The sequence below is a fragment of the Arcticibacter tournemirensis genome (assembly GCF_006716645.1).
GTDB classification, from domain to species: domain Bacteria; phylum Bacteroidota; class Bacteroidia; order Sphingobacteriales; family Sphingobacteriaceae; genus Arcticibacter; species Arcticibacter tournemirensis.
On sequence record NZ_VFPL01000001.1, the window covers coordinates 2,391,025 to 2,406,893 of the forward strand.

The window sequence follows — 15,869 nt, forward strand, 5'->3', positions numbered from 1 at the left end:
TTGTTAATGAATAAAAGAAAATGTTAACGCCTTATAAACCGGTAAAAATTAAATTTCAAAACTTATATGTAAATGTGAGGCTCGCTGTCCTGCCGTTTTTTACCCGGTAAGAGATCCGGTCGCCTTTATCTCTTTCGTAGGCGTCGGTGCCATTTGTACGTGTAAAACCGTTATCCGCCGATTCCCCTCCTTCGTATTCGTATGCTGTTGGATTGGTGTAAAAGATAGTCGCCTCGTCGAGCAGGTTACTGATGTTGAACTTTATTTCGGCTTTCTGCCTGATCAGCCGCGTGCTCAGTTGCAGGTCGACGAGGTTTCTTCCGTTTTCATATTCTATTTTCCCCGGGTCGTAGTTCACTACATACGAGCGGTAGGCGGAGCGGTTGTAACTAACGTTTGCGCCAAAATAGCTTGAGTTATAGCTGAACCCTGCATTGAGCATCCATGGCGATTGCCCGTAAAGGGGGCGTTTTATACCAGGCACCGGCTTTTCCACTAACGTAAATGACTGGCCTTTCTCGATTGCTACCACCCCGTAGTCAACAGCATCCACCTCAGAACTCATCCAGGTTCCGTTGCCGAACAGGGTGAGGTTTTGCAGCCACTTTTTTGCGGCTATAAATCCCAGCGATTTACGGACTTCCAGTTCGAAGCCTTTATTAACGGCTTTACTCTGGTTTTGAAAACGGAGAAAGCGCGATCTGCCGCTTCCGCCCGTAACGCTCTGATCTACCAGTTCAAGTGGTTTATCAAAGTCCTTATAAAATGCAGATATGGATATGATCTCCCCCGTGGCCGGATACCATTCATAACGAAGGTCGTAATTGCGGATTTTGGTGCTCACCACGTTCCATCCGCTGATGAAGGCATCTAAATAAGCGTCGTATAGTTCGAAATAAGAGGTCTCACGGAAATCCGGCCTTACCATGGTAGTAGAATAGGCCGCCCTGACGTTCATTTTGCTGTTCAGGCTGTACGTAAGGTTTAAAGATGGCAGGAAACGCCAGTTTTTTTCGCCGGTGACATAAGGGTCAACTTTCTCAAAGCCATTCAACGTAGGCGACCGGAGAAACTGCTCCTGGCGGTTAGCGAGGTTGAAGTTCTCTGCCCGGATCCCGTAAACCGCTCTCAGCTTTTGAAAGAACCGCTGATCAAGCATCAGGTACCCTGAATGGTATTTGGAAGAACCGATATACTGTGTGCCGTTCCTGGCGGCGTCTGTATAGTAGAAAGCGGAGTCTGCACCGGCGCCTATGCGGTCGGGAGCCATAATGTCCTCGTAGCGGCCTGTCGTACTTACATTATCCTGGTTGATGATCCTGGCTTCTGTAGAACCCAGAGAGCGATGTTTGTGCCATCCTGAATACCCCGCTTTTACGACGCTCTTGTCTTTCAGGAAATCAAAGGGATAGCTAACGCTGGCCGACCAGTTATAATCCCTTTCTTCAAGCCCCGTAGACAGGCGATAGTCGTAAAGGCCCGATCCGTTGCTGAATACTGAAGTATTGGGCGAGTCGTAATAGTCAACTCCGGCAATGGTGGCTGTATTGTTATAACGGAGTCTGCGCATGTCCATAACATCCTGGCTGATATTGGTTAAGGCCCCGCTCCAGTTAAACTTCAGGCCTTTAGCTCCGATCACATTTTCTCCTTCGAGCTTACTCTGGTAAACGGAAGTATATTCGGGAATGCCGAGTAATTCGAGAAACCGCCGGTTATCCGGTGCATCGTAGCGGCTTGCATACTGGGATGTTTCGCTGAAAACGTGCGAATAGTAGTTTTTCGAAACTATCCTGAATTTCTCTCCCTGGATTCCGGCATTCAGCACACCGCCGATAGTGGTGTTGAATTTGTGTATGTCGCCCGAGCCTCTCAGAGATGCGCTGTCTATGGGGTCTTCCCTGGTGACGCCGATACTCGAATTCCGGATGGTTTCAAATGGGTTGGTTTCCTGGGTATTTCTGTATGTTGCACCGCCGGAAAAACCTAATTTCAAGCTTTCTTTCAGCTGATACAGCCGTCCGATCGAAAAGCGGTAATTCTGATTCGGACTACCTGTATAGGTGTAGGCCCGTAACTGGGCGCTGTTAAACTGCTTGCTTTGTTCAATAGCATAAGCGGGGAGCGGACCGGAGCTTTGCGTCCAGGACTGAAGTCCGGTGGGTGTTTTTCTGCGGTCGTCGTCAAAGCCCAGGTAATCGTATTTTCCACGGCCGCCTAACTGCACGAAGTCCTTGCCTGTGGTGCGGGTATTGTAACCGGTACCTATGGTGAAGGAAGTGAAGTTTTTTTCGGGGATATCCAGGGTATTGATCAGGATCTGCCCGCCTGAAAACTCTGCCGACATGTCGGGGCTGGCGGTTTTGTTCACTACTACATTGCTTACCAGCTCCTGGGGCACTACATCGAAGGAAAAGTTCCTGCGGTTCATGTCGGTACTGGGGATAATAACACCATCGAGCATGGCCTGGTTGTAGCGTTCTGTCATTCCCCGTACTACTACATAGCGGGTATCGATAGTGGTTACGCCGCTCACACGCTTCAAAACCTGTCCGAGGTTATTATCAGGCGTGCGGGCAATCTGCTCTGCCGAAATACCGTCGGTAATGGAGGCATTGTTTTTTTGCTGCGCATAAAGGCCGTTGATCGATTCTCTTTTATAAGACGACTGAACAACTACTTCTTTCAAGGCGCTGGAGGAACTGTTTAATACTATGTCGAGCTTTGTTAACTGTCCAGGTTTCACCACCACGTCGGCAATGCGCTTGGTTTGAAAGGAGATATAGCTTACCTCTATCGTGTAGGTGCCCGGAAGTATGCTTAGCTGGTAGGACCCGTCGACACTGCTGTTGACACCCTGTCTGGTCTGAATGATTTTTACGCTGGCACCCGGCAAGGTTTCGCCTTTGTCGTCGATAACTTTGCCGCCGATGCTTCCTGTCTGCTGCTTTTTAACCGGCTGTGGTTCCTGATATTTTACATAAATAGCATTCCCCGACATCGCAAAGTTCAAGCCTGATTCTGTTAATTTTTCGAGTACCTTTCCTAGTGCTTCTTTGTGGTAGCTAACTTTTTTCAGTTCAACTTTCTCCAGCTCATTAGGGTTGTAAATGAAATTATAGTGGGTCTGTGCTCCTAATTCTTGTATTAGTACTGTTGCGCCCGTCTGTGCGTAGCTGACCGTTACGGGCCTTGTGAGGGTTCTGTAATCCGCATTATTACCCGCCTGGGCGAAAAGCGGCGTGCTCAGAACGACGGTGAACAGAATAAAAAGAAAAGAAAGCGGGGTGGTTCTTGACTGTACGTTTAAGAATAAATTAAAAATCATAATTTTGAATGGCTGGATTGAGGATTTTAGTTCTTGTCGATACGTATGAGTTTGTAGGTTGAAGAGCCGGTCTTCTTTACTTTAAACGGGTAGATAAATGTTAACGATTGTAACATCTCTTCAACGGAGCCGCTGCTGAAATTACCGCTGATGCGGAACTCTTTAAATTCGTCTTCATTGAAGAGGATCTTTACCCCATAATATGAAGCCATGCTATAGACGGCGTCTTTGAAGTCGGTGCGATTGAAATCGAGCGTCCCGGATTCTTCCGGATCCCGGGAGTTATCGAATCCCTTTACGGTACTCAGAGTGCCGTTGTGGTAATCAAATTCCTGCCCGGGATGGAGGATTACAGGACGGCCGTTAATACCGTTACGGTCTACGCGTACCTTGCCGGTATACAGGCTTACTTTTTCGTAACCATAGTCCTTGTAATGTTTGATGATAAAGGAGGTGCCTAGTACAGTTGTTGATAGTTTGCCTGAGTTTACGCGGAAGGGCTTGCTCTTATCGTTCGCTACTTCGAAGAAAGCCTGACCGTCCAGCAGATATACCCGGCGCTCTGTCCGCGTAAAGGCTTGCGGATATTTAAATGTGGTGCCTGAAGTTAAGGTAATGACTGTACCATCTTCGAGCTTTAGTTTAGTGATTTTTCCTTGCGGAACCTTTATAGTTGCAAAAGTTTTTGTCTTCTGAATATAGCTGTATTCGAGATATCCTTTCCAGGCGCCAAAAAGCATCAATACCGCAATAGCAGCTGCAGCGCTTCTTTTGGTGATTAGCCATAAGCTCCTGGTATTATCATGTTTATTGATGATTTTTGCAGCCAGATTCTCAGAGGGCTCCAGCGCTGTGGGGAAGTCGGAGGCGACGTCGTCGAAGCCGGGCAGGTCGTCTGCATGGCTCTGTTCAAGTATACTGAAAAACTCCCTTAGCTCTTCGGCTGTAAGCTCGCGGCTGAGATATCTCCGGTGTAAATCTTTTTTTCTGTCGTATTCCATATGCTATAATCTGCCAAAGGCGGCCAACTATAACTAAATACTACCAGTGGGGCAGGCTTAGGGTAGCTCCAGGAAAAATAAATTTTGCGGGAAGGGTTAGAGAAGAGCCGGAAGCAGCAGAAAATACAGGATCGTTATATAATCCATATAGTTTTTATTGCTTTTCATAGATTGAATAACGCGATTCGCTTTTACCATATGGTCTTTTACGGCATCGCGACTGATGGAAAGCTGCTCGGCGACTTCGTTATAGGTCATTTCTTTAAAGCGGATCATTTCGTATACCAGCTTCCTTTTTGGCGGCAGATCGTTAAGTGTATTACGGAAAGAGGAGAGGCTCATGGAAGCTTCGAGACGCTTTTCGGGTAAATGCTCTTCCTGCTGCAGGATAAAATAGGTTTCGATCTCTGTCCGCATTCTTTTCTTCCTGGATGCATTTCTGAGCCATGTGAAAACAATGTTTTTGGATATCGTAAGCAGGTATCCTTTAATGCCTTGTTCGGGCTCAATGTAATCGCGTGTTTTCCAGAGCTGAAGAAAAATGTCATGTGTGAGCTCCTCGGCGTTCTCCCTGGAGAGGCTGTACCGGTAGCAATAGGCAAAGATCTCCTTGTAAAATACACCATAGATCCTTTCAAATGCTTCGGTATTTCCCTCCGTAAAGTCCCGAATAATATCCTGACCAAGCATAAGCTGAACTGTTAAATGCACAACAAATAAAAAGAACCACTATTAAGGGAAATTACCGTCAGTGTTAAATGTGTATTAAGCTTATAGCCAGACCGCCATTCAGTTAGTTTACCGCCTTACCCGGATAGGACTGGGCATGCGATCGTCTTTATCCCTGGAGTCGTAAAGCCTGTGAGCTTTTTCTGCGGCAGCCCGGCCGCGAACGCTTGCTTTGATGCCTGTAATTTGGGCTAAGGCCTTTTGCGTCAGCGTTTCTTCCGGATCTCCCAGCTGTTTAAGCGGAAGTACGCTGAGTTCGTCGGCTTCAACATCGGGCGGGAGTCCGTCGGTGTAGTCGCCAATGCCTGCCGAGTTGTAAATTTTGAACACAAGGGGCCAGATAACCCAGCGGCCGGCGAGTTGCGGCTTGCGGTGGTCGGCCAGTTCGTATTCTGCCATATCTTTTCCTAAGGTCTTCTCTCCAATGCGGATAGTGGGGATATGCGGAGGTAAATTATTTGCCAGAAGCTCGGCTGCCGACGCGGTGTGATTCCCGGTAATTAAAAATACCCTGTTTATGTTTAGCCTTAAACTGGTGTACTGGCTATAATTAAGCGGTGTAATTAAGCGGCTGATCTCATAGCCAAAGCTATGTCGTTGAACGCCTGCCAGAGAATTTCCGCGATATTCGAGGAAGATAGCCTCCTGGCCGGCCTGGCAGATCATCGCCGCAAGTGCAGCGGCCACCGACACTTCTCCGCCGGTATTGTAGCGAAGGTCGAGGATCAGCTCGTTTACCTGCCGGCCCTGGAAGCCGGCGAATACTTCTTTTAGTTTTGAAAGTGCCCTGATATCAAAGTTATTCAGGAAGATGTAGCCTGTTTTTTTTCCGCCCTTTTCCCATACCTGCGTGGTGTATACCGGACCGGGCTTCAGGTATCCATCGATCTTATAGGGCCCCGGTTTTCCCTCCACATCCAGCGTGATGCTGCCCTGTTTCAGGCTTGCTTCGGTAAGAGCACTTATGTTTGACGCTGTTACTGCAGTACCATTGATGGAAAGTACCGTGTCGCCCCGTTTCAATCCCGCCTGATAACCATCGGAGCCGGGTACCACCAGTCGTATAATTGTTTGATCTTTGCCGGCAGAACTAAGAGTTACCAGGTCGATTCCGAAATCTGAGTAAAGTGTGCGGGGATAGCTTTCAGGTACATCCGGGTTGATCAGCTGCGAAAAGCGGTCTGTTTTGTTTTTAATCGCGGAAAAGAATTGAAGTGGCTCCTGATCGTAATCGGGCTTTGCCGGAAGGCTGTTGTTCCAGTAATAATAAACCTTCATGCTATCCATTACCCAGTCGTTAATAAAGGCATTTGTGCCGGGCGAAAACTCGGGATCCGTTTCCTTTTTGCAGGCATTAAGGTAAAGGAGCAACACTAACAATACGTAGCATGTTCCTTTTACTTTCGGATTGAAATGAATCATTGCGGGGCTCAGAAGCTTTTGATTGTATGAAGCTAAGAAGACAACATGAAGTTAACGTTACCTTTTTGTTATCCTTACCGGAGATGAAGAAGGGGAGCAGAAAAGAAGGCTGGCCCGAATGAACCAGCCTCTTTTCTTTTATTCATTGCAATTCCTGGAAAATTCCTGTATCCCAGGGTAATGCAAAGTTAATATTAATTTAAGATTATAATCGTAACTTTCCTTCTATTTTGTGCGTCTCAATTCTATAGATTATTTAACTAATGCTCTGAACTTTTTATGAAAATCTGTCCCTTAATGATTGCTATTTGCCTCTCCGGAGCCGGAGCGTCGGCTCAGCAGGCTGCGAGCCTGCCCGGCGACACCACGCTGCCCTCTTCGAAGGAGGAACTTGCGGCCCTGGCCGCTTCAGAAACAAGAACGTATAAATATGCCGTGCCCGACTATTTCTCCCGGCCCAAACAATCGGCTTTTAAGCTCTCGCCCGACGGGAAATATTTCTCTTACCGGGAAAAGGATGCTGCCGGGAAACGGCATGTGTATGTGAAAAATGTTGTTACCGGCGAGGTGAAGAAAATTCTGGAGGAAGGGAAGGAGCTGATCAGGGACTATGGCTGGGTGAATAATACAAGGCTTATCTATATTCAGGATGAGGGTGGGAATGAAAACTACCACCTTTTTGCCGTCGACCTTAACGGAAGCAATAACCTGCCGCTCACTCCCTTTGATAAGGTAAGGGTGGAGATTGTGAAGGTCCTGAAAGATCAGCCCGATTACATGATCATCCAGATGAATAAAGATAACCCCGAGATCTTCGAGCCTTATAAGATCAACATCAAAACCGGGGCTCTTGAAAAGCTGTTTGAAAACAAGGATGCGGCTAACCCCATTTCGGGATACGACTTCGATAAGGATGGTAACCTTCGTGCCTATACGAAACAGCAGGGCGGAACCAACTATGTTCTGTATTACCGCGAGTCGGCCGCTGCTCCGTTTAAGAAAATAAAGGAAACAACCTGGAAGGATACGTTCACGATTATCGATTTTGATTATACATCTGGAAATCAGCATCTGGCATACGTTCTGTCAAACCTCAACAGTAACACAGCGGAGATACAACTCTACGATCTGAAGAATAATAAACCGGTTAAAACCCTTTTTAACAATAAAACATACGACTCTGAAGGTCTTGTAACTTCAAGAAAACGCAATTATGAGGTTGATTATTACAGCTATATGGGCGAACGGTCGGAGATTGTCCCCGTGAGCGACACGTTCAAAAAACTGTATGCGAAGTTTAAAAAGCAGTTCGGTGATTATGATTTTGGAGTGGTTAGCAAAACGGATGCAGAAGATAAATACCTGCTTTATGTGACCAGCGACAGGCTTTACGGTAAATATTACAGTTACGACGCTGCTACGGATAAGTTTACCATGCTTCTCGACCTGATGCCAAACCTGAAAGAGTCCGATATGGCGGAAATGAGACCGGTTAAATTTACTTCAAGGGATGGATTAACCGTATATGGTTATTTAACTATTCCTAAGGAGGCTAAAGATGGTAAGAAGGTGCCTCTTATCGTGAATCCTCATGGCGGCCCTTACGGTCCGCGCGATCAGTGGGGCTTCAATCCCGAAACGCAGTTGTTTGCCAGTCGCGGATATGCAACCCTGCAGGTAAACTACAGGGGATCCGGCGGCTATGGTAAAGAGTTTTCCCTTGCCGGGAGCCGGCAGATAGGCCGCAACATGCTGAACGACCTTGAGGATGGCGTGGCGTATGTGAAAACTTTAGGGCTTATTGACGACTCGAAGATCGCCATCTATGGCGGTAGTTATGGCGGACTGGCAACTCTTGGCAGCCTGGTTAAAACACCCGACCTGTATGTCTGCGGTGTTGACTACGTTGGGGTATCCAATCTCTTTACCTTCTATAAATCGTTCCCTCCGTACTGGAAGCCATTCCTTGCCCAGGTTTACGAACAGTGGTATAATCCCGAAAGTGAAGAGGACAAGAAGATCATGGAACAGGTTTCACCTGCTTTGAACATCATTAAGATCACGAAGCCTCTTTTCGTGGTGCAGGGCGCCAATGATCCCCGCGTGAACATTAATGAATCGGATCAGATCGTGAAAAGCCTGAGAAGCCGTGGATTTGATGTTCCCTATATGGTGAAATATAACGAGGGCCATGGCTTCGGTCACGAGGATAACCGTATCGAACTATATAAATGCATGATCGGCTTCTTTGCCCGTCATCTGAAATAACTGATACCTTTAGGATGACCCTGGATGGAAGAGATAATTAAATTAACTGCTGAGAATATCGATACCGAACATATCTGCTGCGCAATTGCAGATCAGAAATGCCAGGGTGGCTATCAGGCTAAGAAAAAGTGGATAAAGGACCAACTGACTGAAGGGTTCACTTTTAAGAAGCTGGATGTGAGGGGGAAAGTGTTTATTGAGTACATCCCGGCTGAAAACGCCTGGTGCCCTGTCGACGCTCCGGGTTATATGTTAATTAACTGTTTCTGGGTTTCCGGTCAGTTTAAGGGTAAGGGTTACGGGAAAAGGCTTTATGAAGAATGCCTGAAAGATTCCGATGGTAAAAACGGCATTATCGTAGTAGTATCTGCGAAGAAGCAGTCGTTTATGTCCGATAAGAAATTCTTTATTAAACAGGGCTTCGTTGTTTGCGATACAGCGGAGCCCTATTTTGAGCTGTTATACAAGCCGTTAAGAGATGATGCGCCGCTTCCGAAGTTTAAAGACTGCGCGAAGAAGGCCGAGTGCGATAATAAAGAAGGGCTGACTGTATATTATACCAATGGCTGCCCCTTTACGGAGTATTACGTTGCCGGGCTTGAAACCGTAGCGGAGCAGAAAGGGTATAAATTAAAAACGGTGAAGATTGCCAGCAAAGAACAGGCGCAAAATCACTTTGTTCCTGTAACCAATTACAGCATCTTCAAAGATGGCTCTTTCGTTACACAGCATATTCTGAATGAGACTTATTTTGATAAGTTCATAAAGAATTAGTGAAGGCTTTAATCCCGGAATTGCTTCCACTTCACCATGCGGTCCTGGAGGTTAATGACCTTGCCGTCGAGGGAGAATGTTCCGTCGCCTTTATGGTGCATCGTGGGTTGTCCCTCGAGTTTCGGATCAACCCATGCCTTTACTGCTTCGAGTATAAAGAGATCGTACTTGTTCGCTAATGTTTTGTCGACCACCTTACATTCGATGTTGGCATAGCACTCTTTGATCAGGGGCGCTTCAACTTCGCCTGCAGGGGAAGATGTAAGTCCGAATGTGGCGAATTTATCAGTATGGCGGCCAGAGCAGTTGCCAATGTCAACTACCTTTTCGGCAAGTGCAGCAGTCGGGATTGCGATAACGCATTCGCCGGTTTCTTTGAGCGCAGTATAACTGTGGTCCCATGGCCCGATGATAGCTCCGATTAAAGGAGGTTCATGCTGAACCATCATGTGAAAACCCATCGTCATAACGTTCATATTGCCCTGGAAGCTGGTGGTAACCAGCACTACCGGTCCGGGTTCGAGAAGGCGAAAAACCTTGTTTACTGCAAATTCTTCCATCGTTTTGATTGTATGTTAGACAAATGTGGCGTTAAGAGCTCTTTTGAAAACGCTGATCCTGCTGTTTTCTGTAGCTTGTATACAATTCAAATATAACCGTTTTTGCAATAAAGTATCCCTCTAAAAATCCACCCTTTTTTTCATGAGCTTGCTCAGGTCAATGGCCTCTCTGGCAGCTATGGCCGACTGCTCGCTCATCTGCCTGAGTTTCTCCCTTACGACTTGCCCCATCTCCTGAAGCTGCTGCTGTCGTTCCTGATCCGAAAGCCCCGGGCTCCCGTCTGCTTTGCTTGTCTTTTGCTGACCCGCCGGCGCCTCCTTTTGATTACGTATCCTGCTCAGAAAGTCGTTCCCCCTGTAAGCGGCCATCAGCTGGGTACGGGTAGGGATGCCCGTCGCTGTTGCCTCTTCATGGTGCAGGATGGCCCTGCTTTCTCCGTATCCTGCCTCTGCTTCATCTTCTGACTGGAATGCCGCGATCAGGCTTACCGGGTTGAAATCCCTGCTGTTGATCGATTCCAGCTGGTTTTTGTATACGTTCATGTCTGTACATTCCAGCATACCCAGCACCAGCAGCAGGCAACCTTTGGGTATTTCGTCCTCAAATACCAGCTCGCGGGCGGCAATCACGCTGCCCACGTGTATACTGACACTCTTTTCCCCGATATACTCATAGAACTTTTCCCTGAAGTTAAAACCAGCCAGTACAAAGCTGAGCCGGAAGCTCTTCACCTTACCGTTGTCCCTGAAAGGGGTGACAAAGTCCCTGCGGGAGTAGATCTCCGGCAGGCTGATGCTTACTTGTCCCTTCTCATTGCGCTTTACCTGCGGTTTGAACTGCAGGGCCTGCGAAAACTTAAAGTTTTCATTAAACTCCAGTCCCTCCAGGAAGGAGAGCTCCCCGTCGTGCAGGTCGCGCTCACCACGCTCCCGGCTGCGGCTGCCCCGGATACTGCGCGAGACGGCGGCCGTCATGCGGTTCACCATCCCCCCGTCATGAAAGTGGTGGTAAAAGGGCCTGAAAGCTTCCCGGATCACCCTGGATGCCTGACTGATCAGTCCGAATTCTCCGGCAGCCTCCTGGCTGGCCTCTGTTTGTTTGAACCGCCGGGGACGGCTCTGAACGATGTTCATTCCCCCGTAGCTGCGGTATACCACGGAGCCTGCAGTGCCGTGGATGCCTCCTTTAATATCGATTACTGCCATATATTTTCCTCCTTTTTTTAAATTGCTTCAGCCATCAGCAGCTGGCACAGGGCAGGGTTAGGACGGTAACACGATGCGGAGGTCGGCGGCTTTAGCTGATGTATCAGTAAAGTTGATAAGAACTGCAAAAAGATGAAACAGGAAATTTTAATTTATAATCATTTTAATTAAGTGGCTGATTTCCTCTGGATTGCGGCCCATTCAACATCCTGTTATACTCCTGATCCGGACGCATCATGGCCGGAGAATAGCCTGCTTCTGGTTATCCTTTGATTATCTGTTTACCTCCATACAAAGTCAGTTCATCGTACTGTGAGTCTACCTTTTTGCCGAAAAGGTAGACTCACAGTAGGGAATCATTAGCCTAAGTGAAGCAATATGGATATCCGTTAGCACTCCAATGGGTGGTTTGAAGCAGGGAAGAAGGATTGCTCAATTAAGCTCTGTAATTAAGTTTTCGCCGGTTTCCTGCCTGCTGTTTTTTATTCCGGTATAGTACTCTTTTTCATGTTTGGGTAGAGAATGCATGTTGCTTTCGGCTATTAAAACCAAACCACGGAATGCGGAGCTTAAGATTAAGCAGCCTGATTCCATATCGCTGATAAAGGTTTTTTTGCAGTGTTTTGTACAATGCCTCACAATAGACATGATTTCGTTGAGGAGGCTTAACGCTGCCAGAGGCGATTCTATAGCGCTTATCAACGAAGTATGGTATAAGGGATCTTTTTGTTTTTCACGCGATGTACGGGGCATGCTCCTCAGCCTGTTGAATATCTCAAGGTCGAGGTCTGCCGCCTGCATAAGTGAAGTTTGAAGCGTCTGCAGTTGTGTTGTCTGTTCTTTAAGGAACAGTTTAATCACTTTATCTCTAATCTTCTTTTGCGACAATTTTAGCGACATCAGGATTAGAGTAAGTCCCATATTGGCCGTGACCAGGACAACGCAGCCACCGGTAATCCCGGGCTTCTTTTCCGTAACCTTCTGCAGAAATTGGCTTAATGTGATATTCCCGATACTTTCTGATGGTTCCCGCTGCTGCATCGTTTTGCTCTTTTAATGATTACTCTTTTCGGCCAAAGTTGTTTGAGGAAAATGATCCGGGACTTTCTTGAAAAGAAATATTTCTGAAAAGGGGAAAACAACAAAAGGTATTTGTTGTTAACGCTTTGTTGTTGCAACATGTAATTTATAAACAAGGGTAAATGCAAGATGCTCATGAGATTGTTAACCCTGATTTGATTCGATTATCGTCTATTATCTTTTCGGCAGAAGACGCAATAATCAGCAGAAATATAGAGGGGCTTATAGATAGTTGGAACCCGGCGGCAGAACGGATCTTCGGGTTTACGAGCGCTGAAGCGCTTGGTCGGCATATTTCAATGATTATACCTCCCCGCCAGCAGGAACGTGAGGAACAATTGGCCATCCGTGTGCTGAACGGCGAAAGAGTAGGTCATTTCTCCGCATCAAGACTGACCAAAGGCGGACGGAAAATCAATGTTTCGGTTAACCTTTCACCTGTTCGCAACAAAGACGGAAGTATTACGGGGCTTGCCATGATAGCACGCGATATTTCGTCCTGGCAAAAGCAGGCAGAGGAAAAACAGGCGATGCTGGCAGCTATTGTCAACTCTGCCGACGATGCTATTATCAGCAAAAACCTGAATGGTTTTATAACAAGCTGGAATCCCGGAGCGCAGGCTATTTTTGGATATACAGAGGAGGAAGTTATCGGAAAACATATTACTATTCTGATTCCTCCCGAAAAGCGGCAGGAAGAAGATTATATTATCTCCTGTATCACAAAAGGCAGGAAGGTGGAGCACTTTCAAACCACCCGGATCACTAAATACGGCAAGGAAATAAAAGTTTCTCTTACCGTATCACCAATTAAGAACCGGCAGGGACAAGTGATCGGCGCTTCAAAGATTGCACGCGACATTACTGAACAGGTTGCTATACAAGCTCAGCTTGAACAGCAGACCGAGAAGCTGAAAGAATTAAACCGGGCAAAAGATGAGTTTATCGGGATGGCAAGCCATGAGCTGAAAACGCCTCTGACAAGCATAAAAGCGTATGTTCAGCTCCTTGAAAGACAATTGAAGGGTGAGGCGCAAACTGCACTATCAATAACTAAGACAATCAGGCATGTTAACAAGCTTTCGGGACTCATCTCCGACCTGCTTGACGTTTCCAGGATTGAGGCAGGCAAGTTGCAGCTTGACTTTATCTCTTTTCCTCTGGGGGCATTTTTATTGGAGGTTATCGATTCCGTTCAGCATACCACTGTCACACACGTTATTGAATGTAAATGTGATATTGGAGAGCTGAATGTATATGCTGATCGTCAACGAATAGAGCAGGTATTAACTAATCTGCTGACAAATGCCGCTAAGTATTCGCCCAAGGCGGATAAGATTGTGGTTGAGGCTGTGCGAACCGGCAATGATTTGATTATCAGCGTGCGTGACTATGGCATAGGGATACCGCAGGCTGAACTTGATAATGTTTTTTCAAGATTTTACCGTGTCAAAGAATTACATCCATCCTTTTCAGGCCTCGGCATCGGCTTGTTTATATCACAGGAGATTATTCAAAGGCATCATGGCAGGATCTGGGTTGAAAGCCAGGAAGGATCTGGTTCTACGTTCTATTTCAGTATCCCGGCATTCAAGCGGAAGGAGGAATAGTGTTTTTAGCAGCCATTGTTTTAGTGATTACGCTGGGCAACATTCCAAACTTTTTTTTAAACGCCGCGGTGAAATGATGCGGGTTTTTGTATCCCACTTCGTAGGCCACTTCACTAACGCTTCTTTTTTGTTCGAGCAACTGCCTGGCACGTTCCATCCTGAAATCGGATAAATAGCTGAAGACAGTTGTGCCGAGGATCTCTTTGAACCCCTTCTTTAATTTGAAATCATTTAATCCTACCTTCCTTGAAAGCTCAATCAGCGAACAGGGGGTTCGTATATTTTCTTCAATAAACAGCTTTGCTGAGTATATTTTATCAATATCGTGGGCCTTTAAAAAAGAGGAAGAGCTCTTTATGTAGGTCTGATCGAGCTGTTCAAGCTGGACCGAAAGGAGTTCGAGCATTTTTGCTTCTAAAAGAATTCTTCCGGCATCTCCATGCTGCTGCTTCGTTTTTATGGTGTTTATAATCTGGTAAATATTCGGATTAACCGGCAAGGCTCCTGTAATAAAAGCTTTTTTGTTTAGAATATGATCCCTCAGATAGGAGGATATACCCTGGGTGTTATGCAGGAGCCGGAGCAGGTATTGCTCTGGCAAATAAATGATGAATGCCTGGAGAGGAGCTTCCATCTGCAGTATATTTACAAGGGGAGCGGGATAATACAAGTTATGCTGGCCGGCCGTAAGATTGAAAAAGGTTATTTCACCGCTGATGTTTTCTGAGACCAGATCTCCTGTAAGAAGGCCGTAGGTTGTGATATACGGTTCCTTTACTTCGTTGCATATTTTCAGGCGGCCTTTTTCGGCTTTTACCAGGATAATATGGATACCCTCAAAGCTCCACCACTGCAGCTCCGCCTTGTTCTGATGTATAGTTCGTTGCCTTAAATCCTTGCCGGAAGCAACATCACCTGCGCTGATGCTGACACTGACACAAATTTCCGTCTTTTCGTTTCCGGTAATGTCGAATTGCATATAATCCTTTTCACGTTTATATAAATCCCTCTGACGTTAACCGCTTTGAGCTTTAGAGCCCAAATTTGCAGCTTATTAAGACTAATTACAAATAAGCTATGAGAAAAATCTATCTTTTCTTGCTCTGCCTGCTCTTTACTTCATTTGCGGAAGCACAGCAGCGCATAGTTTCCTTAAGTGGCACCATCAGTGAAATGTTGTGTGCACTTGGCCTTGAGAGCCAGATTGCCGGTGTTGATGTTACGAGCACCTATCCGTTATCATTAAAACAAAAACCAAAGGTTGGACACAACCGGAATATTTCGGCTGAAGGAATTCTGGCTCTGCGTCCGACTCTGGTTCTTGGGCTTACGGAGAATACGAACCCGCAATTATTACAGCAGTTGAAGTCGGCCGGAGTGAAAACAGTGCTGTTTAAACAGGAGCTGTCGCCCGATGGGGTAAAGGCGTTGCTTCGCGGGGTAGCTTCGGCTGTAGGGTCGCAGGCTAAAGCAGAGGCGATACAAAATCAGTTTGACCAGCAGATGAAGGGTTTAAAGATAAATCCGGTAAACAAGAAGGTGCTGTTTATCTATGCCCGTGGCACAGGAACGATGATGGTGAGCGGGACGGGCACCCCGGTTGAAAAAATGATCATGCTTGCCGGAGCCAGAAATGCCGTTGCCGGTTTCGAGGATTACAAGCCGCTGACCGCAGAGGCCCTGGTTGCCGCCGATCCTGATGCGATTCTATTATTTGATAGCGGGCTGAAGAGCCTTAACGGCCCGGAAGGCTTACTTAAAGTGCCGGGTGTGGCCCAGACTACCGCCGGGAGGAATCGTAAGATTGTGAGTATGGACGGTGAACTTCTGAGTGGATTTAGTTTAAGGCTTCCGGCAGCAATAAAAGACCTTCATAATAAAATTCTCTGAG

The 15,869-nt window shown here is 46.7% G+C and carries 12 protein-coding genes; 4 read left to right on the plus strand and 8 right to left on the minus strand.

Features of this window, described 5'->3' with window-relative positions; all coding sequences use genetic code 11:
* Nucleotides 1-55: 55 nt before the first annotated feature.
* The 4 genes from BDE36_RS09975 to BDE36_RS09990 form a co-directional block, all read right to left on the minus strand.
* Nucleotides 56-3,328, minus strand: a complete 3,273-nt coding sequence (locus BDE36_RS09975; protein ID WP_141814750.1) for a TonB-dependent receptor — start codon at nucleotides 3,326-3,328, stop codon at nucleotides 56-58.
* Nucleotides 3,329-3,354: 26 nt separating this feature from the next.
* Nucleotides 3,355-4,329, minus strand: coding sequence for a FecR family protein (locus BDE36_RS09980; RefSeq protein ID WP_141814751.1), 975 nt, complete (start codon nucleotides 4,327-4,329; stop codon nucleotides 3,355-3,357).
* Nucleotides 4,330-4,425: 96 nt separating this feature from the next.
* Nucleotides 4,426-5,019 (minus strand): RNA polymerase sigma factor, encoded by a 594-nt coding sequence (locus BDE36_RS09985; RefSeq protein WP_141814752.1) that lies wholly within the window; start codon nucleotides 5,017-5,019, stop codon nucleotides 4,426-4,428.
* A gap of 108 nt (nucleotides 5,020-5,127) precedes the next feature.
* Entirely contained in the window at nucleotides 5,128-6,480 is a 1,353-nt protein-coding gene (locus BDE36_RS09990) for a S41 family peptidase (RefSeq protein ID WP_141814753.1), read from the minus strand.
* 297 nt (nucleotides 6,481-6,777) lie between these two features.
* Between BDE36_RS09990 and BDE36_RS09995 the strand changes: the two genes are divergently transcribed.
* On the plus strand, nucleotides 6,778-8,748 hold the full coding sequence (locus BDE36_RS09995; protein WP_211360917.1) for a S9 family peptidase: 1,971 nt from the start codon (nucleotides 6,778-6,780) through the stop codon (nucleotides 8,746-8,748).
* Between the two features lie 24 nt (nucleotides 8,749-8,772).
* A complete protein-coding gene (locus tag BDE36_RS10000; protein ID WP_141814755.1) occupies nucleotides 8,773-9,522 on the plus strand; it encodes a GNAT family N-acetyltransferase in 750 nt (249 codons plus the stop codon).
* 8 nt (nucleotides 9,523-9,530) lie between these two features.
* Here the strand turns inward: BDE36_RS10000 and BDE36_RS10005 are convergent, their stop codons facing one another.
* The 3 genes from BDE36_RS10005 to BDE36_RS10015 all read right to left on the minus strand — a co-directional run bounded on the left by BDE36_RS10005 (nucleotide 9,531) and on the right by BDE36_RS10015 (nucleotide 12,329).
* Nucleotides 9,531-10,082 (minus strand): flavin reductase family protein, encoded by a 552-nt coding sequence (locus tag BDE36_RS10005; RefSeq protein WP_141814756.1) that lies wholly within the window; start codon nucleotides 10,080-10,082, stop codon nucleotides 9,531-9,533.
* Nucleotides 10,083-10,202: 120 nt separating this feature from the next.
* Nucleotides 10,203-11,288, minus strand: a complete 1,086-nt coding sequence (locus tag BDE36_RS10010; RefSeq protein ID WP_141814757.1) for a hypothetical protein — start codon at nucleotides 11,286-11,288, stop codon at nucleotides 10,203-10,205.
* 432 nt (nucleotides 11,289-11,720) lie between these two features.
* On the minus strand, nucleotides 11,721-12,329 hold the full coding sequence (locus BDE36_RS10015; RefSeq protein WP_141814758.1) for a cyclodeaminase/cyclohydrolase family protein: 609 nt from the start codon (nucleotides 12,327-12,329) through the stop codon (nucleotides 11,721-11,723).
* 161 nt (nucleotides 12,330-12,490) lie between these two features.
* Between BDE36_RS10015 and BDE36_RS10020 the strand changes: the two genes are divergently transcribed.
* The gene (locus BDE36_RS10020) at nucleotides 12,491-13,978 is read left to right on the plus strand and encodes a PAS domain-containing sensor histidine kinase (RefSeq protein ID WP_141814759.1); all 1,488 of its coding nucleotides are present in this window, start codon (nucleotides 12,491-12,493) and stop codon (nucleotides 13,976-13,978) included.
* On the opposite strand, the gene BDE36_RS10025 is transcribed toward BDE36_RS10020, so the two are convergent.
* Entirely contained in the window at nucleotides 13,959-14,957 is a 999-nt protein-coding gene (locus BDE36_RS10025) for an AraC family transcriptional regulator (protein ID WP_128769132.1), read from the minus strand. The genes BDE36_RS10020 and BDE36_RS10025 overlap by 20 nt on opposite strands.
* Before the next feature lie 98 nt (nucleotides 14,958-15,055).
* On the opposite strand from BDE36_RS10025, the gene BDE36_RS10030 reads away from it, so the two are divergent.
* Complete coding sequence (locus tag BDE36_RS10030; RefSeq protein WP_141814760.1) at nucleotides 15,056-15,868, plus strand: heme/hemin ABC transporter substrate-binding protein; 813 nt, start codon at nucleotides 15,056-15,058, stop codon at nucleotides 15,866-15,868.
* The last annotated feature ends 1 nt before the right edge of the window (nucleotide 15,869 follow it).

What these genes read in the sequence shown, in the direction of transcription:
- BDE36_RS09975 (WP_141814750.1), bottom strand. Translation starts at nt 3,328, where the DNA reads ATGATTTTTAATTTATTCTTAAACGTACAGTCAAGAACCACCCCGCTT.
- BDE36_RS09980 (WP_141814751.1), bottom strand. Translation starts at nt 4,329, where the DNA reads ATGGAATACGACAGAAAAAAAGATTTACACCGGAGATATCTCAGCCGC.
- BDE36_RS09985 (WP_141814752.1), bottom strand. Translation starts at nt 5,019, where the DNA reads ATGCTTGGTCAGGATATTATTCGGGACTTTACGGAGGGAAATACCGAA.
- BDE36_RS09990 (WP_141814753.1), bottom strand. Translation starts at nt 6,480, where the DNA reads ATGATTCATTTCAATCCGAAAGTAAAAGGAACATGCTACGTATTGTTA.
- BDE36_RS09995 (WP_211360917.1), top strand. Translation starts at nt 6,778, where the DNA reads ATGATTGCTATTTGCCTCTCCGGAGCCGGAGCGTCGGCTCAGCAGGCT.
- BDE36_RS10000 (WP_141814755.1), top strand. Translation starts at nt 8,773, where the DNA reads ATGGAAGAGATAATTAAATTAACTGCTGAGAATATCGATACCGAACAT.
- BDE36_RS10005 (WP_141814756.1), bottom strand. Translation starts at nt 10,082, where the DNA reads ATGGAAGAATTTGCAGTAAACAAGGTTTTTCGCCTTCTCGAACCCGGA.
- BDE36_RS10010 (WP_141814757.1), bottom strand. Translation starts at nt 11,288, where the DNA reads ATGGCAGTAATCGATATTAAAGGAGGCATCCACGGCACTGCAGGCTCC.
- BDE36_RS10015 (WP_141814758.1), bottom strand. Translation starts at nt 12,329, where the DNA reads ATGCAGCAGCGGGAACCATCAGAAAGTATCGGGAATATCACATTAAGC.
- BDE36_RS10020 (WP_141814759.1), top strand. Translation starts at nt 12,491, where the DNA reads ATGCAAGATGCTCATGAGATTGTTAACCCTGATTTGATTCGATTATCG.
- BDE36_RS10025 (WP_128769132.1), bottom strand. Translation starts at nt 14,957, where the DNA reads ATGCAATTCGACATTACCGGAAACGAAAAGACGGAAATTTGTGTCAGT.
- BDE36_RS10030 (WP_141814760.1), top strand. Translation starts at nt 15,056, where the DNA reads ATGAGAAAAATCTATCTTTTCTTGCTCTGCCTGCTCTTTACTTCATTT.